This window comes from Nostoc sp. (assembly GCF_036917415.1).
Taxonomy (GTDB): Bacteria; Cyanobacteriota; Cyanobacteriia; order Cyanobacteriales; family Nostocaceae; genus Nostoc.
On sequence record NZ_JBALDJ010000007.1, the window covers coordinates 1 to 26,139 of the forward strand.

Annotated in this window: 19 protein-coding genes and 2 pseudogenes; 8 read left to right on the forward strand and 13 right to left on the reverse strand. The window is 40.2% G+C overall.

Annotation, left to right across the window (positions count from 1 at the left end; all coding sequences use genetic code 11):
* Window positions 1–389: 389 nt before the first annotated feature.
* Window positions 390–683: pseudogene (locus tag V7K41_RS00770) on the forward strand (ThiF family adenylyltransferase); the annotation flags it as partial.
* Window positions 684–746: 63 nt separating this feature from the next.
* Here V7K41_RS00770 and V7K41_RS00775 read toward each other — a convergent pair.
* The 3 genes from V7K41_RS00775 to V7K41_RS00785 all read right to left on the reverse strand — a co-directional run bounded on the left by V7K41_RS00775 (window position 747) and on the right by V7K41_RS00785 (window position 2,813).
* On the reverse strand, window positions 747–1,139 hold the full coding sequence (locus tag V7K41_RS00775; protein WP_334845263.1) for a hypothetical protein: 393 nt from the start codon (window positions 1,137–1,139) through the stop codon (window positions 747–749).
* Between the two features lie 39 nt (window positions 1,140–1,178).
* On the reverse strand, window positions 1,179–1,364 hold the full coding sequence (locus V7K41_RS00780) for a hypothetical protein (protein WP_334845264.1): 186 nt from the start codon (window positions 1,362–1,364) through the stop codon (window positions 1,179–1,181).
* 399 nt (window positions 1,365–1,763) lie between these two features.
* Window positions 1,764–2,813, reverse strand: a complete 1,050-nt coding sequence (locus tag V7K41_RS00785; protein WP_334845265.1) for an adenosine deaminase — start codon at window positions 2,811–2,813, stop codon at window positions 1,764–1,766.
* A 387-nt stretch (window positions 2,814–3,200) separates the two neighbouring features.
* Between V7K41_RS00785 and V7K41_RS00790 the strand changes: the two genes are divergently transcribed.
* Complete coding sequence (locus V7K41_RS00790; protein WP_334845266.1) at window positions 3,201–3,410, forward strand: hypothetical protein; 210 nt, start codon at window positions 3,201–3,203, stop codon at window positions 3,408–3,410.
* 364 nt (window positions 3,411–3,774) lie between these two features.
* On the opposite strand, the gene V7K41_RS00795 is transcribed toward V7K41_RS00790, so the two are convergent.
* Together V7K41_RS00795 and V7K41_RS00800 are read right to left on the reverse strand one after the other, a co-directional pair.
* Window positions 3,775–4,086 carry a threonine dehydratase gene (locus V7K41_RS00795; protein WP_334845267.1) on the reverse strand — a complete coding sequence of 104 codons (312 nt, stop codon included), beginning with the start codon at window positions 4,084–4,086 and terminating at the stop codon, window positions 3,775–3,777.
* 106 nt (window positions 4,087–4,192) lie between these two features.
* Window positions 4,193–5,071: a phosphodiester glycosidase family protein gene (locus V7K41_RS00800; protein ID WP_334845268.1), complete on the reverse strand. Its 879-nt coding sequence runs from the start codon at window positions 5,069–5,071 to the stop codon at window positions 4,193–4,195.
* A gap of 196 nt (window positions 5,072–5,267) precedes the next feature.
* Between V7K41_RS00800 and V7K41_RS32750 the strand changes: the two are divergent.
* The 4 genes and pseudogenes from V7K41_RS32750 to V7K41_RS00815 all read left to right on the forward strand — a co-directional run.
* Window positions 5,268–5,482: pseudogene (locus V7K41_RS32750) on the forward strand (hypothetical protein); the annotation flags it as partial.
* A gap of 302 nt (window positions 5,483–5,784) precedes the next feature.
* Entirely contained in the window at window positions 5,785–6,975 is a 1,191-nt protein-coding gene (locus tag V7K41_RS00805; RefSeq protein WP_334845269.1) for a sigma-70 family RNA polymerase sigma factor, read from the forward strand.
* A gap of 25 nt (window positions 6,976–7,000) precedes the next feature.
* Window positions 7,001–8,206, forward strand: a complete 1,206-nt coding sequence (locus tag V7K41_RS00810) for a DUF1822 family protein (protein WP_334845270.1) — start codon at window positions 7,001–7,003, stop codon at window positions 8,204–8,206.
* 687 nt (window positions 8,207–8,893) lie between these two features.
* On the forward strand, window positions 8,894–11,251 hold the full coding sequence (locus tag V7K41_RS00815; RefSeq protein ID WP_334845271.1) for a CHASE2 domain-containing protein: 2,358 nt from the start codon (window positions 8,894–8,896) through the stop codon (window positions 11,249–11,251).
* Window positions 11,252–11,317: 66 nt separating this feature from the next.
* Here the strand turns inward: V7K41_RS00815 and V7K41_RS00820 are convergent, their stop codons facing one another.
* From V7K41_RS00820 to V7K41_RS00855, 8 genes are all read right to left on the reverse strand, one after another.
* Window positions 11,318–12,007: an HlyD family efflux transporter periplasmic adaptor subunit gene (locus tag V7K41_RS00820; RefSeq protein WP_334845324.1), complete on the reverse strand. Its 690-nt coding sequence runs from the start codon at window positions 12,005–12,007 to the stop codon at window positions 11,318–11,320.
* Window positions 12,008–12,040: 33 nt separating this feature from the next.
* Window positions 12,041–12,565 carry a hypothetical protein gene (locus tag V7K41_RS00825; RefSeq protein ID WP_334845272.1) on the reverse strand — a complete coding sequence of 175 codons (525 nt, stop codon included), beginning with the start codon at window positions 12,563–12,565 and terminating at the stop codon, window positions 12,041–12,043.
* A gap of 172 nt (window positions 12,566–12,737) precedes the next feature.
* Window positions 12,738–13,934: a hypothetical protein gene (locus V7K41_RS00830; protein ID WP_334845273.1), complete on the reverse strand. Its 1,197-nt coding sequence runs from the start codon at window positions 13,932–13,934 to the stop codon at window positions 12,738–12,740.
* A 119-nt stretch (window positions 13,935–14,053) separates the two neighbouring features.
* Window positions 14,054–15,556 carry an HlyD family efflux transporter periplasmic adaptor subunit gene (locus tag V7K41_RS00835; protein WP_334845274.1) on the reverse strand — a complete coding sequence of 501 codons (1,503 nt, stop codon included), beginning with the start codon at window positions 15,554–15,556 and terminating at the stop codon, window positions 14,054–14,056.
* Between the two features lie 38 nt (window positions 15,557–15,594).
* On the reverse strand, window positions 15,595–17,793 hold the full coding sequence (locus tag V7K41_RS00840; RefSeq protein WP_334845275.1) for a peptidase domain-containing ABC transporter: 2,199 nt from the start codon (window positions 17,791–17,793) through the stop codon (window positions 15,595–15,597).
* 138 nt (window positions 17,794–17,931) lie between these two features.
* Window positions 17,932–18,342, reverse strand: a complete 411-nt coding sequence (locus V7K41_RS00845) for a beta/gamma crystallin-related protein (RefSeq protein WP_334845276.1) — start codon at window positions 18,340–18,342, stop codon at window positions 17,932–17,934.
* Between the two features lie 531 nt (window positions 18,343–18,873).
* On the reverse strand, window positions 18,874–19,278 hold the full coding sequence (locus tag V7K41_RS00850; protein ID WP_334845277.1) for a beta/gamma crystallin-related protein: 405 nt from the start codon (window positions 19,276–19,278) through the stop codon (window positions 18,874–18,876).
* 419 nt (window positions 19,279–19,697) lie between these two features.
* Entirely contained in the window at window positions 19,698–20,111 is a 414-nt protein-coding gene (locus V7K41_RS00855) for a beta/gamma crystallin-related protein (protein ID WP_334845278.1), read from the reverse strand.
* A 295-nt stretch (window positions 20,112–20,406) separates the two neighbouring features.
* Between V7K41_RS00855 and V7K41_RS00860 the strand changes: the two genes are divergently transcribed.
* Both V7K41_RS00860 and V7K41_RS00865 read left to right on the forward strand, forming a co-directional pair.
* Window positions 20,407–23,478, forward strand: a complete 3,072-nt coding sequence (locus V7K41_RS00860; RefSeq protein ID WP_334845279.1) for an S-layer family protein — start codon at window positions 20,407–20,409, stop codon at window positions 23,476–23,478.
* Window positions 23,444–26,068 (forward strand): CHAT domain-containing protein, encoded by a 2,625-nt coding sequence (locus V7K41_RS00865; RefSeq protein WP_334845280.1) that lies wholly within the window; start codon window positions 23,444–23,446, stop codon window positions 26,066–26,068. The genes V7K41_RS00860 and V7K41_RS00865 overlap by 35 nt, the downstream gene beginning before the upstream one ends.
* Window positions 26,069–26,139 lie beyond the last annotated feature (71 nt).

Below are 26,139 nucleotides of genomic sequence, written 5' to 3' on the forward strand. Positions count from 1 at the left end.
GGTAGTTTCTTTCATCAGCTTTTTTCAACGTGAAAGCTATACTAGGTTAGCATTATACTCTTTTTTGCTTTCCTATTTTGTTTAAGTCCCGCTAAGGTAGTAAAGTTCGAGCATCGAATCAGCGTGATTTTTAAGTAAGAGCGCAGATTTAGCGTGCGTGCCCACTGCCAATATTTGGTAAGAGCGACCGTAGCTTCTTGAACTTGCACAGAATAATTTAAGACTTAATTCCGCGCCCTAACTTGTAAAGCCTACACACACTCCGGCAACGGAATGCAGGTTCAAATCCTGTCGCTCCCTTTGATGGGAGCGTAGCCAAATTGGTATAGGCAATTGTGAAAACTGCTTTGCTAACTTGTGCGGAATTTCAATTATTTAAATCGGATTTTGTCTTTGACAATAGCGTGGCACGTCAAGCAGTGAAAGATTATGCTGAACAATTAAACATTCCTTGTCTTCATGCTGGACTATCAGCAGATTATGCAGAAGTAATTTGGAATGAAGTTTATCGGGTTCCTTCTGAGGTGAATGATGATGTCTGTGATTATCCGTTGGCAAGAAACTTGGTGATATTAACCGTTGCTGTGGCGTGTGAAGCGATCGTTTCATTCATTGCGACAGCAGAACAGCGTAACTTCACCATCACCCAGAAGGATCTGACTGTTCAATCTCTGTTTTTGTAAATTGCGTAGACGTTTGTGATTTTGACGTTATGGCTATATCGGCTTATCAAACGAGGAGGTCAATTATCTCTGCGATCTTCTGTCGGCTGAATTTTTGGCAAGTAGCACTATGACAGTAATTGGAGCGAAGAAGATTCCAAGGAAAAACCATAACCATGCATTACGACCAGTATTCTTGGCCCACAATGCACAAAACGCTCCAACACAAAATATCGCAATGCTTCCAGCTTGCCTAACATCGTCTTCTAAGTTAGAGACTTGATACTTTAAACTTGTGACTTGTGACTCTAAACTTGTAACTTGTGACTCTAAGTTTGCAATTTGTGACTCTAGATTTGTGGTGTTCGGTGCATTTTGCTGGGCAATCCAAAAGCTTATTTCTGGATACCTCATGTGAGTGCCCAAAATTTGCTGAACACAATCTCCCTCTTTACCCCTGCTGATATAACTTGCCATGATTCCATCTTTATAATCTAGTACAAAACAATTAAGTTGTTATATGAAGCTTATTTGATGTTGTCTTAACTGTCCTTGCGTCGTTAGATGTATTTGACTGTAAAGCCTGCCATCATTAAAGCGATGCGAAACTACGTCCCGAAAGCTTATCCAGGTAGAGTCATCTTCTTTTGAGCAAGCGATCGCGACTCCTTCAACCCGCAAAATCCAGAACTCGGTTGGCATGATTTGGCGATGGAAGGGCTAGAAATCCACGAAGTTCCTGGTAATTATATAACAATGAACTTTCCTTCTCATGTCCAGGTTATAGCTAAGTTGTTAAACGGGCGCATCTAGCGGTTGGGGGAGAGGTAAGTGAAATTGTTTCAGTATTTCTATTGGTGACATTGTTATATAATTATCCAGACTTGATATCATAGCAAGAATCCTTTCTCAGTAAAGAAGGAACCACAAATATACACAGATAATTTATCGGTGTATATTTGTGGTTTTATTTCTAAAACATTAATTTTGCAAGATACCTATTATGTATTACAACTTTTTCTATGGCATCAAAAAAAATTAGTAATTGCAACATTAATTAACATTCAATCACCTAACTTTATGAATATCTTTAAGCGATCGTTAATTAGTATCTCTTATGGACAAAATTTTAGCTGGTTCAGGTTTGAGCAAACCGTTCAACAGTGATGCAGGACGTTGACTGTAAGGCCAAGCAAAAGCATGACGGAAAGCTGCATCTTGACAAGCTTGTAGTTGTTCAAAACTAATAATGTTGTAAGTCAAGAGATTCTCATACTCAAACGGTAGACGCACATTGTGCAATCCTGCATTATCAGTACAGATAGCGATATCTACCCCAGCATCAAGACAACGGTCAAAAACTAATTTGAGTTGACGTATATCTTGCAAAGTTCCAGTTTTGAGATAAGTTGTCGGACAAACCTCCAAACATTGTCCGCGTCTAGCCACATCATTAAGTAGTTCTGGATATAGTAGGGGAATTTGAATGCCGTGACCAATTCGCATCAAATATGGTAACAGTTCTGGGTAACAACCAGCAGTGGTTTCATATAGATGTCCCGTGGTGTTAACGCCCAGCGATCGCGCATAATCATATAAGCTAATCCATTCTTCTAAGCGATCGGCGTAATAACTATCACCTCCAGCTACATCTACTGCACAGACATACTGTTTATTTTGCACCGCCAAATCAACAATCGCCTTGTTAACCTCATAAGGTAGGCGCGTGTGCATACAGAGAATTTGGCTAGTAACAATCGGATATTCTGGCTGGTGGCTGGCAAGTCCTACTACTCGCACAATTTCTGCCATCTTGTCAATTCTTTCGGATTGACTCAGATGCTCAGGTGTCCGCAAATAAGGAGTATAGCGCAGTTCCAGATAAGCCAAATTTTCAAATATGTAAGCACCCCGCACCAAGCGATAGATAAAGTAAGGCAAAGTCTCCACAGTTTGCACGCTTTCTACCAGGGTGTGTAATTCTAGATACTCGTCTAGGGTGTTACGTGGGCGGGTATAAAAATCTTCAAAATCTGAATAGTCAGCAAAGCGGGAAATTAACTCCGTAGAATGTCGCTCGAAATATCGCCATAAAACTCGTGGTATGACCGAGCCGCCTAGATGTCTATGTAATTCAGCGTATAAAGCCATAATGGTATTTTTAGGTAAAAATTTCACTGATTGTAACAAAAACATTGAGAGAAAAATCTTCCATCAAAAAAATTTAGCTCCAACTTCTTTGGAGCAGAGGTTTCCCTTCATCTGGATTTCAATAAATACTCCGACTGAGAAACTGCGCGAACGATTTGGTGGCTTGGAATTAGATAGGGTTGAGAGCAACAGATAAAATTCTGCCTCTTACCTCCTGCACTAGTATTTGCAGTATGAATAAACTTGACATTACCAAGATTAAATTGATAGGATTGATATCCTTGATTTTTGTGCTATACTAAAATAACATTGCTATTGTTAAGCGAGTGAGATATAGCAATATATTTTTCCTTTAACAAAGCAAATTCCTGGCAAGGTTGGTATTAATTGAAAATTCAAGCGTTGGAAGTTAAGGCTGGCGATCGGATTATTGCTTACTGCAACAATAAGATGCAAATCTGCAAGGTAAAACGCATTTTAGATCCAGATCAAGCTAATATCACACTATCAGTATTCACCTCTGAGAATTATCGCGGTTGCTCAGTTTCATCTATAGTCCGCTTCCAAAGCAACGCCTTAGTTGATTTGGTAAGTTAAAAACCAAGTAAATATTCAAGCTCAAAAATCTTTCTAGCTATTGTCCAGCCTCAAACTGGACAAAATTTTTGTTAAGGGTACGATGCCTGCGGTAAATGCTCGCCTACGCACATACAAATTCCTTAATTGTGGCTAGATGATTTTTCTGAAAATGCAAAGCGCCATTTAGTTATTGGTAAACTGTTCCAGATATAATTTGCATATCTAAATTTAATTAAAATATTGTCGGGTGGACAGCGTTCGGCTGACCTAGACTGAGCGTTATTGAAGTAGCGCTGATGTTAAAGTCTTGCCCGCCCTAATTATGCAAGTTAAAGCTGGAACAGCTTATTGCTAAACTTCCCTTCCACTTTATGGCTTTTTTTCAGTTCTTTTTCACATCACGAGCCATGTTGAGGTAGTAGTCGTCAAGTTTGGCATTAGAACGACGGCGGTTAGTGGCAGAAATTTTAGCAGTGTTATCCCGATTCGTTTCAATTGGCTCTTTAGCTGAAGCTTGCTTTATGTTTTGCACCCGATCGGATTCCAAGAAATAACCAGACTCACTGAATCCGAAAAGCTTGGCAAAAAAACCAAATAAATTTCCGAAAAAATTAGAAATACTTTGGAATAAAACACCAAACAAGCCTTCAAAACGAAGGAACAAGTTCCGAATAAATTGAGTTAGACGAAGCATAACAGTACCTTCAATGATTGCCTATTATAATTGTGACTCAATTCGGATTCGGGGATTGGTGATATGGCAAAAATCTACCAGTGGGTAGGTATAATTCCCATAGCCCCTAATTTTCCTGAACCAGCAAAACCGACTTCACAGGACGCTTGATAAAATTTCCCTCCAAATCAACCTTCCCGTAAAAGGTTTTCCCATTGTAATAAAGCGAAGACGAACTTCCCCCATCCAGATTCATCGCTCGCTCGGCACCAAGAGTTTTCATCAAATCAGCTAATGCTGGCAAAGATATTCCAGAGTTCGCGGGAGCCAAGGGTTTTTGAGCCACCATAACTAAAATAACGCTGCCATCACGGGTGATACCTACGGCAGTTCTGGCATTGGGTTGGTTGCTCCCAAGCGCATCTCGTTTATTGGCATTGTCTACAAAGCCCTCTTTTTCTAAGGTAAGTTCTGGTAATAGGCGTGGACCAGCACCTATAGCATCAACTAACTGACAACCTGCTGGTGGTGACTGACTGTGTAGGGCAATGGAATAGCGGATAGTTTGCCCGCATAAGTAGCGACGAAATTCTGTGCGATTGAATATTTGACCCAAATAAGATTTTAAGTTGGGATTGTTCACCAGCCGCTCGTTTTCCTTGGGATCGGCTATCAACTTTCCTTGTTGGACAACATAAGATGTAGTTTTTTGGTTGGCTGGGTCAAAAAAGCCTGCATTCAAAATAGCCACGGCTTGATGCTTTTGGGCAAACTCCTCTACAGTACCTACCTTCTGTGATAGTGCAGGAGTCACCAAAAATTTGCTATTAACTGGAATCAGCACGATATGAGCGATGCTTTGGGGCAAAGTGCGATAGAAGTAGCGGACAGTTTTTGGTGGTGAAGCCGCAATAGTGGGTATTGACGGTGTTGAAAAACGCAAATTAAACCACAACACCATTGCCAAACTAATTAATATCAAAGCCAGTAGTTTGATTTTTCTCACTTTTAAACTCACTTGCAGTTAGATCAAAAAAGTTGATTTAGTTGATTTAATTAAAATACTTTAAGCTGAAAATAAGCAATTAACTTTAATTACTCCCGGTTCGCCCATTTTTTAGGGAGTTAGGAAAAGTAAATAGTCAAAAGTATACCAAAGGGCATATTCCCAAAAAGACTTGATTAGGTATACGTTCGCAACTATGGCTACTGAACCCATAATTACAAACGAAGGAGTCGATGATATACCTATACTTCTAACTCAATAGGACTTACGCAAACTCTACGATTCTTGGCGTTCTTGGCGGTTCGATAAATTAAGCTTTTTAGCACTTTTTGCGTAAGTCCTACTCAAATAGAGCGTATGGGCGTACAACCGCTAATCGATAAACACTTCCCGACATACGAAAATTGGCAAGATAATTTTCAAAAAGTTAAGAGACAATATCTTGCTAGACCTTCTCAATCAGTGTTTACTCGATTTATGCCGCATTTATGCAACGCCTAAAATCGCTTTTTACGCCAATTTAACTTTAAAATAACTAAATTATCTAGATTCAACAGAATATGAGTAGAATTATCTTCAAAAAATCTCAAGGAATAAAATATGTGCGCTATTGAATTGCAAATTATAAAACCAGTATCCTGCAATTGTCTACAGAAGTGTCTGCGGTTTTGATAGTTGCTTAAGTTCGGATCAATTGAAATTTTTAACTGCTTATGCGTCCTCGTCAAAAAATTATCAAGATGTTCTCAACCTTCATTGAGTTGGAAGAAGACCGATTCAGCAAATGGTTGATTGATATCAAACTACATCGAAATATTCAAAATTGCTTGGAGTCTTCACCATTCGTCGCTAACTCAGAAAATTTTTGGGCGTTACATTGGCACAAGTGCTGGCGAGAGCAATCTAATAGCCTTGCTAGAATGCATTTATCTGCTTATTTACAGGAACCAAATTATTGGGCTGCTAAAAAAACAATTGCCAAATTTACAAATAGTCAACATAGCCTAGCAGATTATTTTCAAATGGCGAATGCTGAAATTGAAACAATTCTCAAAAACTTTAATCAAGAAAAATGTTCTAGTTTAAAAGCCTATGCTACTATGGCAGTTCCCAGTCGGCTAAAAGACATTTTACGCCAACGCAAAGAAGCTGATATTTGCACAAATTGGGCATTGTTACGCAAAGTAAGCAAAAAGCAGTTATTAGAAGCTCTTGCTCAAGCTGGATTATCACCGATTCTAATTGCCCAATATCGACTAGCCTGGACTTGTTTCAAAGAACTGTATGTTCAAAACCAACCAGGTGGCACAAAGTCACTACCAGAACCAGAACCCCAACTTTGGGAAGCTATTGTCAACCTCTATAACCGCGAACGCCAAAATCAGTTAACTCAACCTACTGCACAATGCACGAGAGAGAAAATTGAACAGTGGCTAACCCAGGCAGCTGTCTACGTGCGTGGTTATCTGTATCCATTTGTTAGTTCTCTAAATGCAGCGATATCAGAAGATGACTCCACAACAACTTTTGATTTGCCAGATCCATTCTCTGACTCATTAATCGCTCAGATGATAGCCCAAGAGGATGCCCAAAACCAACAAAATCAACAATCTCAGATTGAAGCTGTTTTGTTAAAAAATTTACAAACTTTTGAGGCAAAAACCCAGGAAATACTTAAGCTTTACTACCAACAAGGGTTAACTCAACCACAGATTGTAGAACGCCTAAAAATGAGTCAGCCTACTGTTTCTCGCCGACTGCTCAAAGCTAGAGAATTAATGCTAGTAGCGTTGATCCAATGGAGTCAAGATACACTTAATATTTCTGTGACTTCCAACCTAGTTAATGATATGAGTAGTGCTTTGGAAGAATGGTTGAAAATTAAGTATGGGGAATCTCGCTGACATTATGAAAGATGAGGTAGTAAAAATGACTTCCGCTTTTACAGAACCACAGGAACTATTGTTAGAAATATCACCATCATTACAGACAAGTTCTTGGCAAGAAAGCCAAATGTACGCCACACCTAGCAGTCGCTGGCGTGCTTACATGAATCAAATTTGCCTTCATGGGTTTCTGAATTGGGTAAAAGCTGAATATGTTCCAGAAGCAAGTATCTGGCACAGTTCCCCTGGTATTCCTGCTTTTTGGGAATTTGTCAATGGCACAGCAATTTTGTTAAAGGAAAAGCGAGTCGTTTTAATTCCCAGCGAGGCAATTGATGATAGCGAGTTAGAAGTTCCTCAAGAATGGGTAGACATTCCCACTTGGGCAGCAGACTATTATTTAGCAGTGCAAGTCACACCAGATGGCAAGTGGGTAAGAATTTGGGGCTATATAACCCATCAAGAACTTAAATCACTAGCAGACTATGACCAAGTAGATAGGACTTATTGTATAGATGCAAGGCACTTAATTAAAGACCTTAATGCTTTTTGGATGACCTACCAATTTTGTGGAACAGAGGAGATGAAAGCTGCGATCGCTCCACTACCAGAATTATCGAATGTTCAAGCAGAAAATATTGTGCATCGGTTAAGTAATTCCTCTGTAACATTTCCGAGACTTGCAGTACCATTTACAACCTGGGGAATGCTACTAGAGAATCAGCAGTGGCGGCAGCGTTTGTACCAAGAAAGGCTGCGATATCTACGATGGGCTGCGCCTACGCAATTTTCACAAGTACAAGTGAATCTTAGTCGTTGGCTGGAGCAGATTTACAATGATTCTTGGCAAGCTATAGAGACTTTTTTTGAGCCAAACTCTAGTAGCCTAGCTTTTAATTTCCGCACTTCTTCCGGGTTAAATACTACCGCTATCAAACGCGCCAAGCTGATTAACTTAGGAATAGAAATAGAGGCTCAAAAAGTTGTTTTATTAGTTGCCTTAATAGCAGAAGCTAACCAACAAGTTAGGATTCGCGTGCAACTACATCCAGCTTGTAATCAACCTTACCTACCTGCTAATATCAAGCTAGTTTTACTTTCAGATCGAGGGGAAATACTTCAACAAGTACAAGCAAGAATTCAAGACATCTACGTGCAGTTAAAACTCTTTGATGGCGAAGTAGGAGAATGTTTCAGCATCCAGATCGATCTGAATAATTATCAAATAACAGAAAATTTCATAATTTAGTTATTAGGAGCCAGCAGTGTCAAATTGGTGTTGATTGGGAGCATCCTACTTATACAAAAATATCAAATAGTGAGTTGACCATTGAGATAGGCACAACGTAATTGTAATATGGAAGGAAGATTGAATGGATGCCACTGCAAGGCGAATGCATCTTGTCAATAAAAGCAACTCATTATCAATAAATTGCTAAATAATCGCATTAAGCGTAGCTTATTGACTTAGTACTAAGTTTCGATTCTTACTGCTCTATACCCAGATAAGAAAGAAGCGATCGCTAGTGCCTCCCCTGCTCCCCCTGCCTAAAAGATAAATTTCCTTAACCCAAGCGTATTGAGATATAAGTAGTCCGTCCTTTGCTTGTACCCGTAGTTTGTTCGATAAAAAAAAGGCGATTTCAGGGCTGACATGCTTAAGCAAGGAGCGATGCCTACGGCGGTAAACTACGCACTGTTTTTTCGATCTCTTCAAAAGTTTTTAATGCCTCTGGTGATGTATTTTTATACAAGATTGATGCGATCTCTTTTGCGGCGGCTTGTAAACGTTGTTTTCTTCGAGGGTCATAGGTTTAGCCCAAATTTGTCTTGTTTAGTCCTTATACTGCATTTTTCTTTGGTATTTTTGCATAAGTAGAATGCTCCCTGTTGATTAGTCATTAGTTAATCACAAATGGCAAAGTCTACCTAACTTATGAGTAAGCTAGTTGTCCTCAGCTTCTTGGGAGGAGATTTAAATCAAGGATTTCCTGTTGTCACGGCTCAACTTTGGTCTCATAACCAATTTGTACCCGTGAAATTAATAGGAAGTCTACCGCCAGCACCAGAACTAAGCGAACTCTACCGCAGATGGCAGTTACTCTACGCAGCAGTTCATCAACGCCTGGGTAGTAGCAATCAACGGATAAAAGTACATTCACAAGACATAACCAATATTTCTGTCAATGACTTCGATGAAGTGTGTCAACAGCTACAAGCAAATATCAATGCTTGGTTGAAATTTGAGTCATTTCAGAATATTGAACGGCAGTTGCGAACTCTACTCAGTCGTAATGATGAAATTAGAGTCATTATTGAAACAAATATAGTTCTATTGCATCGTTTGCCTTGGCATCTATGGAAATTTTTTGAAGATTACCCGAAAGCGGAATTAGCTTTGAGCAATCATGAGTATGAATCTCCTCAGCTATTACAAAAATCTCCTACAGGTAAAGTCAAAATTTTGGCAATTCTAGGCAATAGAGTTGGTATTGATATTGATAAAGACGCTTCTTTGTTACAAGGTTTAACAGATGCCAAAACCACCTTTCTTATAGAACCAACACGGCAAATACTTGACGAATATCTATGGAATCAGGATTGGGATATTCTATTTTTTGCCGGACATAGCACTAGTCTTGCTGACGGAGAGATTGGGGAAATTTGCATCAATCAAACAGAAAGTTTAGCAATTTCGCAATTAAAACATGCACTTAAGGCAGCAATTAGACGCGGTTTAAAACTGGCAATTTTCAACTCTTGTGATGGAATTGGTTTAGGACGAAATTTAGCGGATTTAAACATTCCCCAAATGATTGTAATGCGGGAAGGAGTGCCAGATTTAATAGCACAAGAATTTTTAAAAAACTTTCTTACTGCCTTTGCAGATAGCAAACCATTTTACTTGGCTGTGCGAGAAGCACGAGAAAGACTTCAAGGACTGGAAAATGAATTTCCTTGTGCCAGTTGGTTGCCAGTCATCTGTCAAAATCCTACAACTGTTCCTACTACGTGGCAAGAACTGTCCGGTAATTTTGCTGATACTAAATTTGTAAGTAAAGTTTCGACAAAAGGTAAAATTGCGACATCAAAATCTAAATTTTGGAATGTACTACTTAGTACTTTTCTTGTGGCTATTTCAACGGTAGGTTTGAGATACTTGGGAGTCTTTGAGAAAATCGAACTGCAAAGTTTCGATCGAATGCTACGGCTGGGACTCAAGGAAGATGCAGATCCAAGGTTGATAATTGTAGAAATTACTGAAAAAGATATTCAATCACGACAGGACATGACCAAAGGACTGAAATCCATTTCAGATAGTACGTTAGCTAAATTGCTCAACAAATTACAAAAGTATCAACCGCGAGTTATTGGACTGGATATTTATAGAGACTTCGCTGACCCCCCAAATAAATCAAAACTAATACAACTTCCGACTGAACTTAATAAAGAGAACGTTGTTGTTGTCTGCAAAAGCACCGATAGTAAATACGATCCCCAAGGTGTTAAACCTCCGAAAGACGTACCTGTAGTACGTCAGGGTTTTATTGATGCAATTCAAGACCCAGATGGTATTGTCCGTCGCCAAATTTTGATGATGGCACAAGAGCCTTTTTCGACTTGTACAACGCCTTATTCGCTCTCGTTGCAATTAGTTACTCGTTACTTATCTTATGAAAATATTAAACCTAAATTTAATGAAGATTATGTACAGTTTGGCTCTAAAGTATTTAAACGCTTAAAACCTAGTCGCAGTGGTGCCTATCAACAAGGAGTTGATTTAGGCGGAAATCAAATACTTGTCAATTACCGTAATACAGATTATCAGAGAGTTTCCCTTGATGATGTATTGAGTAATAAATTTGATCGTAAATCATTTAAAGATAAGGTAGTTATCGTTGGAGTGACAGCTAATACAGTCAGCGATACTTGGTCAACTCCCTACAGTACTGCACAACAAGATTACCAAGAAATATCAGGGGTATTTATACAAGCACAAATGGTTAGCCAAGTTTTGAGTGCAGTTTTAGACCAACGTCCAATTCTTTGGGTTTTGCCTTACTGGGGCGATATTCTCTGGATATGCGGTTGGTCTGTAGTTGGGAGTCTGATTATTTGGTGGGTGCGATCGCTGTTAAATAAGAGATACGCCATCTTTGTGATAGTTGTCATATTATATGGAGTTTGTGCGATCGCTCTTTTAAAACAAGGGTTATGGACACCATTTATTCCTTCTGCCTTTGGCGTAATTGTAAGTGGTGTTTTAGTTATATTTATTCAAAGTCGTCGGTAATTTCCCGCTACTCCACAATCATTAGTTGAATAATGTCAAACTAGTAAAAATTAAAGGCATAAATTGCTAAAAAGTCGAGGACTTTGATTCGAGAAAGCGAACGTTTACACTTCTCCCTGCCAGACAAAAATCGTCAAATCTAGGGGTTTTCTGCCAATTAACTTTGATTCGCACTGTCGCTACCCGTACTGATAGTTGACGGCGGGCAATTTCTGGTGGTGGTTCTACAACATATTGCCCAACTTCAACACGACCTGTACCTGCTCTGATTGTCTCGACTCGTCCTTTCCATTGAATATTACTTGAGTTATTAATGTTGATTTGGGCTTCTTGTCCAACGACAAGTTTATTAGCATCAGTCTCATTTATGAATGCTTCTATCCAAAGATTCTGACAGTTGAGTAACTGAATAATCGATTTATTCGCTTCGACTATTTCCTGGGGTTGGGAATCAATTGACCAGATTACGCCTGTTGTTGGTGCTAGAACCAAGACGTTTTGTTGAAAGAGCAATTCTTTACTGGTAATGGATAGCTGTGACTGAATGCTCTGGATTTGTTTTTCGAGGTTTCTTTCTTGTTGCTTTAAGTCTATTAACTCTACATCAAGTTCGAGAACGCGAGTTTCAGGATAGCTTAAGGTGCGAGTTCCTTCTAGCTGAAGTCCGGCTTTCGTTGCTTCTGAGTTGAGCTTGGCTAGCTCAATTCTTGATTGAGCTTCCTTTACTACAGCAGATGCTTGCTGCGCTTCTGCAATTTTGTTTTCAGATCTGGAAACGGTTTCTGCCCCTTACTTTGCTAAACTAGTAAGGCGTTGAGCGTCAGCAAGCGCTACTTTTTTTCTGACTTGTTCTCCAGCGATTTCCTCTTCAAGTTGTTTTATCTGTTGACGTGCATATTTGAGTTGAAGTATTTTCTGGGTGACAGTTTGTTGTTTAAACAAGTTCATCAATTTAGTTCGATTTAGGATTTGCTGTTTTACCCCAGAGATTTGCTGTTGAACATCCTGTAAGCGAGTTTCCAATTGCTGCTTCTCAATTTTGAGGACTGATACTCGTGGATTTTCGACAGTAGATTTAATTGTGCCGATTTGTGTACCTTTCTGAAGTTGGTTGCTTAACTTAATTTTCTCGCTTTTTAACTCTAGTTCGCCTGGGATGGATGCCCGTACAAAAATGATTTCACCGTTAACAAAAGCTTGTACACTACGAATTTGAGAAAAGTTGCGTCTCAGTCTAACTCCAATTACACCCAGACAGCTAAGGACTAGAATCAAAAGGATAATTTTCTGTGGAGCTGTTTTAATTAATTTCATGAAACAAATGGCAGAAAAGATTTTCTTGCTTATCAGTCCGCGATCGCCTTAAATTTTAGTTAGTTCTCGTTCATACTATTTAGACTATTTAGGGTATGACCTAAAATCAGCTTCCACTATGTAACAAGAGGTAATTTCATTGCTTAAGCAACAAACAAAGCATACGGCAGCCTCATGAATCCCAGGTAGCTCCATAAGCTGGAATACCTTTTCCCAAACAAGTCTTGACTACCTTTTCAGTAACCGCTTTGTTGGATACACAAAACACGGCTTGCGCCCGAAAATCTCGAACAGCACCAAGAGCTAGCTGCTCTACATTTGGTCTACCATGCATTCTTGTATCGAAAATATTGCAACGAGGATGAGAGTCAAGCAACGACCAAAGCTTTTTACCGTAAGTTTGTTCGTGTTCGTTAGCAATCCACACAATACAAAGTTTGTGACTATTTTCTATCACATGAGGTATAACTGGTGCAATTCCTGCTCCAGTTGCGATTACAACTACTCGTGAATAAGCGTTAATTGAGAACATAAAACCAGGAGGCTTAACTCGACGAACCCATAGTCGTTTGGGCAAATTTCCTTTTTCAACTTGCCGAATCAAATTTTTAGTCCAATCGCCTACTGCACCAATTATTAAATGAATTTCTGATTCGTCCGTTTGTTTGCTGAAACTGGTTCCTGCAACAGAAAAGGAATGCCATTCAATACCATCTAGACTAATTCGAGCAAATGTCCCTACATCAGCCCTTCCTGGAAGAGTCACAACTAAAACCCCAACAGATGGACAATCCATCCTAAAATTATCAAAACACTGCACGCTGATCCAAGGCAAAAATATGCTGAAAATCATCAGCGCGATCGCTAGTAAAACTGGATTAGTTAATAAAGTTTCTAGAGGATAAGCTTGGTTGAGAGCGATGATAAATTGAAATCTAATTTGATGCAAGACGAGAATACTCAAACAAGACCATCCCAGATAGCGATGGCTTATTTCAAACGTGTCATGGAACTTATGGCGGAATGGGGGAATAGCAGTGATGATAATAATAAATAAAAGTGTTAACAATATACTGGATGTAGCGATTGATATAGGATCGCTGGATGTAGCCATTGATAGAGGATCGCTTGGGTTTCCCAACTGCTGCAATACATCAACAATTAGCCACAGAAAACCCCAAGTAGCACATGAGGCGTGAACGCCACCAATATAATGAACGCCACTATTAAGATAGTATTTGCCATAAACAATCTTTACCGAAGTCCATACTGCCAAACGATACAATAAATGCAAAATCAGTTCATTACGGACTAAAATAGCTACTAGTATATTGCTGGCGCTAAAAATTGCCGTTGAAATGTCAGTCAAATATATTGTTTCGTAAAAAATAACTAAAAGTAAAATATTGACTAGGGAAACCAAAATCCACCAAAAAATATGCATATTAAAGTTTTGCATAAACATAAATCTGTCTCTTGATTTCAATGTCACAAATCTGTCATTAATCTTGCCTTGCGAAGCAAGAATTGCAGTACAGTTTCTTCGCGGGTAATAATATCAACTCTGCCATCCATACCCAATTGAATTTGACATTTCTTTGTACTGCGACCTAAAGCAAGTTTCTCTGGTTCAATTGTGACTTCGTAAAAAGCACCTACAGCAGTTGCTTTTGGGATAGAGTTCGTATCAGCATCTGCATCGTTTTTTTGCGAACTTACAGCATCCGGGGAAATCGCTTTGACAACGCCATTGAGAGTACCATAATCAGGATAAGCACAAGCACTAACTCGCATTTGCACCTTTTGACCAACTTTTATCTTACCTTTTTCCCTAGAACCGACAGCTGCTTTGATAACTAAAGGTGCATGACTAGGAACAATTTGAACAACTTCCTCCCCAACGTGCAAAGTTTGACCGGGGTTTCTCAAATTTAGCTTGGAAATAATCCCGTCTGCTGTAGCGGTAATAGTAGTTTGCTTCAGGTCAATTTCAGCTTGCTTGAATTCGCTAGTATCGCGCTCTAACTGTTTTTCCGTTTCAATTTTCTGTTTGAGAAGTGCTTGAAGTTCTCTTTCTAAGGATGCTTTATTTACATCCCCAGAGGCTTTTTCTTGAGCAATGCGTTCAGTCGCCATTACTACCTCTGCATTGCTTGGGTTGAGGCCGACTTGAGTGCGATCGCGTTTAGCAATAGCCCCATTAACAGCTTGTTTTAGCCGTTCATTTGTTTTTTCTTGGGCCTTATAAGTTGCTTTTTGCGCCTGTACAGCTTGTTGTTGCTGTTTGACAGCCAGCTGTACTTCTTCTAGTTGATCGCGGGATAATGCCCCTTGTTTAGCGGCACTTTCATATCGGCTCTGCTTTGATGTCGCTGCTCCTAAAGCCGCCTCAGTTGCGTGGAGATTAGCTAATGCTGATTGTAACTGTGCTTGCCCTGCATATAATTCTTCTTGAGCCATTTTGACATTGGCTTCTGCTTCTTGAAGTTCAGTCACGCTGGTAATTTTTTTGTCTTGATGATCGCGATCGCGTCCCTGCAATTCAGCTTTAGCAGAGGCGATAGTCCGATTGGTGCGATCGCTTTCGGCTCGAATTTGACTATCGATTGCATTAATTTGCGGAACGGTTTGAATTAGTTGTAACCTAGCTTGTTGAATATTGGCTTGCAGCTGGTTTTTTTTGGTTTGCAATCGAGAGTCATCAATAGTAGCAATTTTATCTCCTTTTTGCAGCGTTTGATTTTCTTTGACGTAAATCTGCATTACCTGTCCTTCTGTCGCCGCCTGTACAATTGGCAATTCACCCGCAGGACGGACAACCGCTTGCCCAATGACCGTAACTTTATATTTAACAACCGCAGCCACAGGAACAGCTAACGACAAAGCAAACACGATAAATAGTCCGCCAAATGTAGTCCAACGACTAATTGGTGGGAGAAACTCGTTGTCTTGAACTAAGGGTAAAAAATTTGTTTGAGACTTACTAATCATAAATTATAAATATCTCTAATATCTCTAATAAACATTAATTAATTCCGAAAAACTAAAGAAGATTTCAATCCATTACCATTATTAGAAGAATAAATCTCATCAATAAAGCTTAAATGCTCTCCAGGGATATGACGTAATTCTTCTGGAGTTCCTTGAATTTTTAAGCGCCCATCTTCAAGCAACACAATCCAATCAGCCCGTTTGATAACTTGAGGACGATGGCTAATCATAATTGTGGTTTTCCCTTGACGGTGATTAAGTAATCTATCCAAAACTTGGGTTTCACTGATTGGGTCAAGAGCACCTGTAGATTCATCTAAAATTAATACAGGTGGGTCAGTAACAATTGCTCTAGCTATAGCTAATCTCTGCCTTTGTCCGCCAGAAAGATTTGCACCAAACTCGCCTAAAACAGTTTGATATTTATCAGGTAATTTACTAATAAATTCATCTGCACCAGCAATTTGACAAGCTTTTACTATCTGTTCAAAACTAATGTTGGGATAACTGAAGTGAAAATTTTCCACAATCGAACGACTCCAAAAATGAGGTTCTTGGGGAACTAATACGACTTGCTGCCGCAAACATTCTAAAGATAAGTCTTGCTGGTTGTATATGCCATAACGAATGTTACCAGATTGGACTTGATATAAACCAGTAATTAATTTGCCAAGAGAGCTTTTACCACAGCCAGATTGACCAATTAAGGCTATTACTTGACCACCAGGAATAGTTAAAGAAAAGTTTTCTAACAGGTCAGTTCTACCAGCATGGTGAAAGTTAACTTGAGAACAAGTAATATCTGCATTGCCAGAAATTTCTGCCCAAGGTTTTTTAAAGTCATTTTCATCTTCTGGGGTAGCATCTATCACTTCTGTCAAACGTTGAACGACAATTTGAGCAGTGATAAATTGATCGATTAGCCCGACTACTGACGCTAAAAACCCAAGAAAGCTGCCACTCATACCACTGTACGCCAGCAGTTGACCGATGGATAATGTCTGATTAATCACCAAACTAGAACCTAACCATAGTATGCCAATACTCGTCAATTTGGAAAGAATACTCGTGACTGTGCTGCTGTAAAGCCCCAACTTCATCGTAGTCCAGCCTAAGTTTGCAATGCGACCAAAATTTGTCTGATACTCTTGCCAAGCTTGAGGAGTTGCTTGGGTGGTTTTGAGAACTTGAACCCCGCGAAAGGTTTCGACTAAAAAGCCTTGATTTTCCGTACCTTTAACGATAAGGCTGCGGGTTTTCTGGCGCAAGGCGGGAAGAAAAAGCAGGTTGACTGCTGTGACAATGATAAAAGCGGCGACGGAAGCTAGAGTAAGTTCCCAACTATAGAAAAGCATGAAACTCAAGGAAACCACAGCCACAAAAAATTGACTGGGTAAACCAAGAACGATTTGAGAAACTAGATTATTGATCGTATGAACATCAGCAATCCGACTAACGACTTCCCCACTGCGACGTGCTTCAAAATATGATAGGGGTAAGCGCAACAGTTTTCGCCCGTATTCTAGAATTAGCCCGTATTGCAACCGTTGACCAAAATGACCAATCAGGTGAGATTGTACCAAACCAATGGCATTTTGAATTAGGTTCATAGCAATGACGCCAATTGCCACCGTTGTTAGCAGTTGGGTATCTCCCCGCACTAGCACATCATCGGTGAGGAGTTGCATCATTAAAGGAGAGGCGAGAGACAACAGCCCGATCGCAAAGTTGATGGCGATCGCCTGAATCAAAAGGTTACGATAGGGCAATATCCGGGCAATGAAGCGCCCAAAACCGCCAATTTGATCTTCTGCTTGCTCATAGAAGCGGCTGTCATCTGGCATCAGCAGCAGCATCACACCGTCACTCCAACCCGCCATTAACTCTTTTAAGGTGAGATAACGGATACCAACTGCGGGGTCAGAAATAATACATTTTTTCCCTTTTAGCCCATAAAATACCACCCAGTGGTAGCCTTTCCAGTGAATGATCGCGGGCAAGGGAACTTCATTTAATTTCTCTAGTAGTTCTGGAGTGGCTTGGACTTGACGAGCATGGAATCCCAGAGTTTCTGCTCCTCGTCTCAAACCTAGCAAGCTGGTTCCCCGCGAACCTGTGCCCACTGCTTCTCGCACGCGGTTGAGGGCAAAGGTGCGTCCGTAGTGTTTGGTGACTGTAGCAAGGCTTGCAGCACCACAATCTTCTTCACTGTGTTGCAGTACGCTGTAGTATTTCATAGTTAAATTACTTAAATTTTTGATGCCGTAGAGGCAACACAGATCAATACGGATATTCAACTGCCTCAGAGTATATATTTCTGAGGCAGCTTTGCCCTCTAGACAAAAATCACTCTTAAGGTTACAGAGAAGTCAAATCTACCCTACACGAAAAGCGGAAGTGATTGCGTTGTTATTAGCCCCAAGATAATAGTTTCCTGGTCCAAGAAGACCAGTAGATTGTCCTTTAAAATTTGAGTCGTCAAAGAAATTCCACCTACCCCGTATAATCTTAATGGATGAGGCTTGATCGTTGAAACCGTTAACTTTGCCTTGGTTATTTAGCCCGATGTTGGGATCACCATCACTTATCGATGCATTGAGCCGTATAGACCTCCCTGTGAAATCTATATTGTTGTAGAAAATTACATCTGGGTCGTTGCTTCCCTTGTAATGAACGCCACCACTACAGGTAGCAGCCACCTCATCGTTAAGTTCCTTCACCGCACTGAAACTCAATTGTGCTAATGTTTTCTTGTTCATATCTCCTCTGTTGTTGATGTTAGACATTGTTTCTCCCCGAAATTTAAAATTGAAGCTGGAACTGAAGGTAATCGCTGGTTTGGCTTGACTCTAATTCTTAATTGGTAGCAGTGATTGAATTTTATTCACTGCTGGGAATCTGAGTTGTTTCCGGCTTGCTAACCTGACTGATTTTTAATTGGTAGTAGTGACATGATTCTATTCACTGTATTGCAATATGCTGTCGTATTTCATTCTTCAATGATTAGATCTGATTCGTAAAGGAAATCTTAAAAATATTCAATTCATTACTAAGTCTGACTTTCAGCAAATAAGTGCTTTATTGACTTAAATTGCTGAAACCCTTATAGGTAAAATAATTTTCTTAAGTTTATAAATTATCTCTTTAAGTAAGTAAATAGTGAGCAGTTATCAGTCAAAATGGAACAACTACTAACTGAGTTATTGATATTAAATAACTGATAGCTGAACACTATTCATACTGCTTTAGAAATGTATACTCTAAGGCAGCTTTACTATTGCGAAAAAATTCTTATAACGGCGGCAGGGTAGTTAAATCTATCCTGCACGATAGAGGGAACTTAGACTGTCGTTTGCAATACCCTGTGGGAGACTAGAGTATAGTCCTGGTCCGAGAGTGGTCTGATAATTCCCATATCCGGCGTCTACATAGAAGTTCCATGTACCCCGAATAATGGCAATAGATGAGGTTAGATCGTTAAAATCATCACCAACGTAGTTAAGACCATCACCTATTGATGCATTAACCGCCAGAGGATTACTGCCGCCAAATCCTCCATCTCTATACAAAATTACATCTGGGTCATTGCTCCCAGTATAGGCCACACCACCACTACAGGTAGCAGCAACCTTATCGTTAAGTTCCTTCACTGCGCTGAAACTCAATTCTGCTAATGTTTTCTGATTCATAATATCTACTGCGTGTTTTTTGATGTTGGACATTGTTTTCCTCCTGAGCTTTAGATTGGGGTTTCAATTGAAGGTAAGCTTGTTTTCTTCCTTCTGATTCTTAATTGGTAGCAGTGAAATTGCTTTATTCATTGTCAAGAATCAATCAATAGCGGTGCGTTAGGTGTTTTTTGACATGTTTTCCGTTACAAATCATATCGAAATATTTTCAGGAATCAGGATATTTAACTGCCTCAGAAATCTATATTCTGAGGCAGCTTTGCCCTCTAGACAAAAATCACTACAAAGGTTGCTTTTAGAAGTTGTTTGAAAAGGGTTGGCTTAAACCTCAAGTATGACTCAGGGGCGCGCTCTCAAATCCCAAAACTCCGATTCTCTCGTAGCAGTTTATTGGTAGCCAGGGTAGTGAAACACACGCTTGAGGACTTTTCAAACATCCTCTCAAGTCAAATCTACGCTCCTACACGGAAGGCGGAAGTGATTGCGTCGTTATTAGCCCCAAGATTATAGTTTCCTGGGCCCAGAACACCAGTAGACTGTCCTTGAAAATTTGAGTCGGTAAAGAAATTCCAGCTACCCCGTATAATCTGAATAGATGAGGCTTGATCGTTAAAACCATTATCACTGCCGTTGTCTATCCCGATGTTGGGATCGCCATCACCTGTAGATGCATTGAGTCCTAATCGATCCCCTCCAAAATTTATATCTCTGTAGAAAACTACATCTGGGTCAGGGCTATTTTTGTAAAAAACGCCACCACTACAGGTAGCAGCAACTTCATCGTTAAGTTCCTTAACTGCGCTCAAGTTCAATTGGGCTAATGTTTTCTTGTTCATATCTACTCCGTGTTTATTGATGTTAGACATTCTTTTTCTTTTGAGTTTCAGATTGGGGTTTTAACTGAAGGTAAGCTTGTTTTCTTCCTTCTGATTCTTAATTGGTAGCAGTGACTTTGGTTTATTCACGGCTTTGGGGAAATCAAAGGTTTTTGGCTGGCTTTTCCTTCTAATTTTTAATTGGTAGCAGTCACATGATTTTATTCACTTGATTCAGTAATACCAGTTTGGTAATATCCTCTCTTGTGCATAATTTGATTATGCTGACATCTATACTCAAGATTGAGGCTTTCAAGCGAAATTTCCTTTTCTATCGGAGAGTGCAATGTCTTTTAGAACTGCGCGTTTGGATTGGTTGCAAGGTCTAGGAATTGCGATTGGGAGTGGGTTCATCGCCTTTTATACAAATATCTCAGTTGCCCAAATCACTCCAGACGGCACTCTGCCAAATAATTCCAATGTCAGATTAGAAGGTAATACCAGAGTTATTGAGGGTGGAACCACAAGAGGGGGTAATCTGTTCCACAGCTTTGAAGAGTTCTCTGTTCCTAATAACAGTACTGCTTTCTTCAATAATCCATTGGATATTCAGAACATCCTGACACGAGTCACGGGTAAGTCTACCTCTGTTATTAATGGTTTAATCAAATCTAACGGCAGAGCCAATCTGTTTGTGATCAATCCCAATGGGATTATTTTTGGTAAAAATGCTAGTTTGAACATCGGCGGTTCCTTTGTCGCCACAACAGCCAATGCCATTGGGTTTGGCGATTTGGGATTTTTCAGCGCCTCAAATCCAGAAGTACCTTCACCCTTGTTAACAGTAAATCCAAATGCCTTACTATTCAATCAAATTGCAACTTCCCTGATTCAAAATAGTTCAACTGCGCCAGCACCAGAAGATCCAGCGGGTCTTGGAGTATCTGGTTTACGTGTTAAAGATGGAAAGAGTTTGCTGCTAGTAGGCGGCAATATCAATATGGATGGTGGTCAATTGAATGCTTATGGTGGTCGAGTCGAATTGGGAGGATTAACAGCTCCAGGAACTGTGGGGATAAATGTGGATGGCGAGAAATTAGGCTTGGACTTTCCTGCTTCTAGTACACGAGCAGATATATCTTTGACTAATGACGCTGGTGTATATGTACAAGCTGCTGGTGGTGGTAACATTGCAGTCAACGCCCGGAATTTAAAAGTTTCCAGAGGAAGTTTTCTTCAGGCTGGTATAGGGCAAGGTTTGGGGTCAGCTAGCAGTCAGGCGGGAGATATTACAATTAACGCTACTGAGTCAATTAAGCTGAACAGTGGAGGCATTATTAACAATTTAGTGCAACCTCAAGCAGTAGGTAAGGGTGGTAATATCAACATCACCACTGGGTCGCTTTTTCTTTCCGATGGCTCTCAAATCGATACCGGTACCTTAGGACAGGGGAATGCAGGTAGTGTGAATATCAATGCCCGTGATACCGTCTCCTTTAATGGGGTAAGTAAAGATGGATTTGATGCCAGTGGAGTAATTAACCAAGTCTTTAATGACGCATCTGGCAAGGGAGGTGATATCAACATCACCACTGGCTCGCTTTCTCTCACAAATGGCGCTCGACTTAATGCTAGCACCTTTGGTAATGGGAATGCAGGTAATGTGAACATCAAAGCCCGCGATCTCGTGTTGCTTGATGGTGTAGGTGCTAGACGAAAACTCAGTGGCATAATTAGTGGTGTGGGAACAAAAGAAGCTCAGGGCAATGGAGGTGATATCAACATCACCACTAAGACACTTTCTCTAACAAATGGTGCACAAATTATTGCCAGCAGTGATGGTAAGGGAAATGCTGGTAATGTCACGATTCAAGCAAGAGATGCTGTCTCGTTAAATGGTAGTTTTCAACTTAACAGCAGCGGTGTATTTACTGATGTAGGCAGTACTGCCTCTGGCAAGGGTGGTGATATCAACATCACGACTGCATCCCTTTCTCTTCAGAATAGTACTCAACTAGTTACCAGCACCGCAGGAATAGGAAATGCGGGTAATGTGAAAATAAATGCTCACGATAATGTCTTTATCGATGGGGTAGGTAGTAATGGACTGTCCAGTGCTATCTTTAGCAATGTGCTAATACCTGAGGCAAAAGGCAATGGTGGCAGCATCGACATCAGCACTAGGGCGCTGTTAGTAACAAATGGTGCTGTTATGTCTACTAGCACTAGAGGAAAAGGCGATGGAGGTAACATCATCGTTAATGCCAATACTTTAGAAGCATTTAACGGTGGACAATTGATTACTAACAGCCGCAGCAATGGTAAAGCTGGTAACATAAGCTTGAATGTGACTGACCAAATCACCTTTTCTGGCAGTGATCCCAAATATAATACTCGTCTTGCTCAATTCAGTAAGGGTGTATTTGAGCTTGCAGATGCTGCAAGTGGGGCGTTTGCAAGTACGGTAGAGAATTCCACAGGTCAGGGGGGAAACATTACCATTACTACCGGGCAGTTGAATATCCAAGATAGTGCTAAAGTAACTGTAAATAGTGCAGGAGGTGGCAATGCAGGTAATGTAAATATCTTTGCTGGCTCCATCCGTTTGGACAATGGAACTCTTAGCGCTAACACGCGCAGCATTAACACTGATTCTAATCAACCACAGGCAACTATCACCTTGCAAGGGAAAGATTTATTATTAGGTCGTGGCAGCAATATCACGACTAACGCCAAAGGAGAAAATGTCATCGGTGGCAACATTAATATTAATGCTGATGTCCTGGCTGCTTTTGAAAATAGCGATATTACTGCCAACTCTGATGACTTTCGTGGCGGTAATGTCAGAATCAACACTAAAGGTATCTTTGGAATTCAATTTCGGAATATAGCTTCCCCAAACACAAATGACATCACTGCTACCGGAGTAACTAGCGAGTTGAGTGGTAATGTGCAAATCACTACACCTGATATTGACCCCACTCACGGCTTAGTCGAACTCCCAATTAATCTAGTTGATGCTTCTAGGCAAATTTCCACCGCCTGCACTCCTGGAACTCGGCAATTCCAAAACACTTTTGTGGCAACAGGACGCGGCGGACTACCCATCAGTCCTGCTGAACCATTACAAGATTCAAGTACTGTGTCTGCGTGGGTAAAATTAAGACCAAAATCAGAAAATTTGGTAAATACAACGCCTGTGCCAAAATCAACAGCAGTTTCAACTACTTTTATTGCTGCTACAATTCCAATTGTGGAAGCTTCTGGCTGGGTAATCGATCGCAAGGGAAACATAGAACTAGTAGCACAAGTTCCTCAACTCAACCCCCACAGTCCTTGGCAAACACCTGCTTCCTGTCCTGTATCTCAGGGAGGTGTGAAATATGGCAAAACTTCAGCTGCCAAAGCGAGTAATTAGATTTGCGGTAACTCCCGTACTCCTATTTACCCTTGCTGTTTTCCTGACTATTATCCCTAGCACATTTGCTAAACAACAAAAGACAAATTCACCAGACGGGTTTCACATTCCAATCAATAAACCCCCAGCCACAATACCACAGCCACTTCTTGAGCAAGGAGAAGCGCTTTATCAAGCTGGACGCTTTACTGAAGCCGTAATTGTTTTACAACAAGCTGTCCGTACCTATCAACAACAAAGCAATAACCTCGCACAAGCCGCAGCGCTGACTAACCTCTCTCTTGTATACCAGCAACTCGACTCATGGAAAGAAGCTTATGCAACTATTGACAATAGCTTAAATTTACTTGGCTGGGATGAGATAAATCAAAAGTTAAATGTCAATAATCCAAAATCTGAATTGTTAGAAATTCTTGCACAAACTCTAAATATTCAGGGCGAATTGCAACTAGCACAGGGACAAACTGATGCATCTTTTCAAACATCACAACAAGCAGAGCAAATCTGGAAAAAATTAGGTGATACTGCTGGAGTAACGCGCAGTCGGATTAACCAAGCACAAGCCCTACGAGTTGCTGGTTTTTACCGCCGTAGCTTGAATATATTAGAGGAAGTGTCCAAACAGTTACAAGCTCAACCTGACTCTCTTGTAAAAGTAATAGCTTTGCGATCGCTTGGCAATGTTTTACAACAATTAGGCGAACTTGAGTTATCCCAGAAAAACTTACAACAAAGCTTAGAAATCGCTCAACGTCTGCAACTGCCTCTAGAAATTAGTTTGACGGAATTTAGCCTCGGTAATACTGCTAGATCGTTAAGTAATATTAAAGGTGCGATCGCTCATTATGAAAATGCTGGCAAAATTGCACCAAACCCTCTTACCAAAGTTCAAGCCCTGATTAATCAGCTGAGTTTGCTTGTCGAAAACGAAAGGATCGCGGAAGCAAAGTCATTAATACCCACAATCCAATCTCAAGTCCCGAATCTGCCTAGCAATCAAGCTGGTATTTATGCACGGATCAATTTTGCTCAGACTTTGACGACAATTGGTAATAAAAAAGACATTGCAGAGATTCTAGCAAGTAGCGTTCAGCAAGCCCAAATAATCGGCGATGAACGTGCCGAATCTTATGCACTGGGCAGCTTGGGAGAAGTTTACGAGCAGAACCAACAATTGCAACAAGCACAGGATTTGACGCAGCAAGCGTTGTTTATAGCTGAAAAAATTGATGCCTCAGATATAGCTTATCGCTTTGAGTGGCAGTTAGGACGCTTACTCAAAGCACAGGGAAATATCGCAGCCGCCATATCTGCTTATGATGTTGCTGTAACAACTCTTCAGTCTCTTCGCAGCGATTTAGTTGGAGTTAATCGAGAGGTACAGTTCAATTTTCGCGATCGCATAGAACCTCTTTATCGGCAGTCTGTAGAGTTGATTTTACAAAAGAAAGGACAAGGAAAACCAGATTTAGATAAAGCACGTCAGCGAATGGAAGCCTTGCAAGTTGCAGAACTCGATAATTTTTTCCGAGAAGCTTGCTTAAGTAACCAATTTGTGGTTCTGGACAAAGTAGTAGACCGCGACAACCCGAATACTGCTATTTTATACCCGATTATTCTAGATAATTATTTAGAAATTATTATCAAACTTCCCAATCAAACATTGATGCAAAAAACTTCTAAAGTCAAACGTCAGCAAGTAGAACAAGTTATTACAAAAATACGAGATACAATAGTCGAACCTGATGCTAATCTGCAATTTAAAGCAGTTTCTCAACAGCTTTATAACTGGTTAATTAAACCAGTTGAAACAGACCTCAAAAATAGTAAAGTTAATACTCTAGTCTTTATTCCAGATGGGTTGCTGCGAAATATACCGATGTCTGCATTGTATGATGGCAAAGAGTATTTAGTGCAAAAATACTCTGTAGCTATTAGCCCCGGACTGCAACTATTTACTCCCAAACCTTTAGCACACAAAAAATTAAATGCTCTGCTTGGAGGACTATCACAACCACCCAAAAATGAAAAGTTTGCACCACTTCCCAACGTTAAAGTTGAACTGAAATTAATTCAGGAATCAGGTGTATCGACAACGACATTATTGGATAAAAATTTTACCAGTACAAATTTAGCAAAAACTATCAACTCTCAAGCTTTTAAAGTTGTTCACTTGGCAACTCATGGGCAATTTAGCTCTAAAGTAAAAGACACTTTTATCCTAGCAGCTGATGGACGCATCAATGTGAGTGAATTAGATAGTTTGCTTAAAAGTAGAGAGCAAAAACTAACAAAACCAGTTGAATTACTTGTTTTGAGTGCTTGCGAAACAGCAGCAGGAGATAACCGAGCTGCATTGGGATTAGCAGGAGTTGCCCTGCGTGCTGGTGCGCGGAGTACTTTAGCCTCCCTATGGCAAATTGGCGATAACTCTACAGCTTTATTTATTGATGAATTTTACCGCCACTTAATGACTAGCAAAACTACAGCAGAAGCTTTACGTTTTGCTCAATTAAAACTACTCAAAACTTCTGAATACAACCGTCCGATGTACTGGGCACCCTACGTCTTAGTTGGTAATTGGTTGTAGAAGTTTAAACTTATAGATACTTTGATGAATATTACAGCAGTTTGCAAGTAAGTAAGGTACAAAATCCAGGA

Coding starts and splice junctions, on each gene's coding strand:
- V7K41_RS00835 (WP_334845274.1), bottom strand. CDS start 15,556: ATGATTAGTAAGTCTCAAACAAATTTTTTACCCTTAGTTCAAGACAAC.
- V7K41_RS00860 (WP_334845279.1), top strand. CDS start 20,407: ATGTCTTTTAGAACTGCGCGTTTGGATTGGTTGCAAGGTCTAGGAATT.
- V7K41_RS00825 (WP_334845272.1), bottom strand. CDS start 12,565: ATGAAATTAATTAAAACAGCTCCACAGAAAATTATCCTTTTGATTCTA.
- V7K41_RS00845 (WP_334845276.1), bottom strand. CDS start 18,342: ATGTCTAACATCAACAACAGAGGAGATATGAACAAGAAAACATTAGCA.
- V7K41_RS00865 (WP_334845280.1), top strand. CDS start 23,444: ATGGCAAAACTTCAGCTGCCAAAGCGAGTAATTAGATTTGCGGTAACT.
- V7K41_RS00785 (WP_334845265.1), bottom strand. CDS start 2,813: ATGGCTTTATACGCTGAATTACATAGACATCTAGGCGGCTCGGTCATA.
- V7K41_RS00775 (WP_334845263.1), bottom strand. CDS start 1,139: ATGGCAAGTTATATCAGCAGGGGTAAAGAGGGAGATTGTGTTCAGCAA.
- V7K41_RS00815 (WP_334845271.1), top strand. CDS start 8,894: ATGAGTAAGCTAGTTGTCCTCAGCTTCTTGGGAGGAGATTTAAATCAA.
- V7K41_RS00810 (WP_334845270.1), top strand. CDS start 7,001: ATGACTTCCGCTTTTACAGAACCACAGGAACTATTGTTAGAAATATCA.
- V7K41_RS00780 (WP_334845264.1), bottom strand. CDS start 1,364: ATGCCAACCGAGTTCTGGATTTTGCGGGTTGAAGGAGTCGCGATCGCT.
- V7K41_RS00850 (WP_334845277.1), bottom strand. CDS start 19,278: ATGTCCAACATCAAAAAACACGCAGTAGATATTATGAATCAGAAAACA.
- V7K41_RS00805 (WP_334845269.1), top strand. CDS start 5,785: ATGCGTCCTCGTCAAAAAATTATCAAGATGTTCTCAACCTTCATTGAG.
- V7K41_RS00840 (WP_334845275.1), bottom strand. CDS start 17,793: ATGAAATACTACAGCGTACTGCAACACAGTGAAGAAGATTGTGGTGCT.
- V7K41_RS00855 (WP_334845278.1), bottom strand. CDS start 20,111: ATGTCTAACATCAATAAACACGGAGTAGATATGAACAAGAAAACATTA.
- V7K41_RS00795 (WP_334845267.1), bottom strand. CDS start 4,086: ATGCTTCGTCTAACTCAATTTATTCGGAACTTGTTCCTTCGTTTTGAA.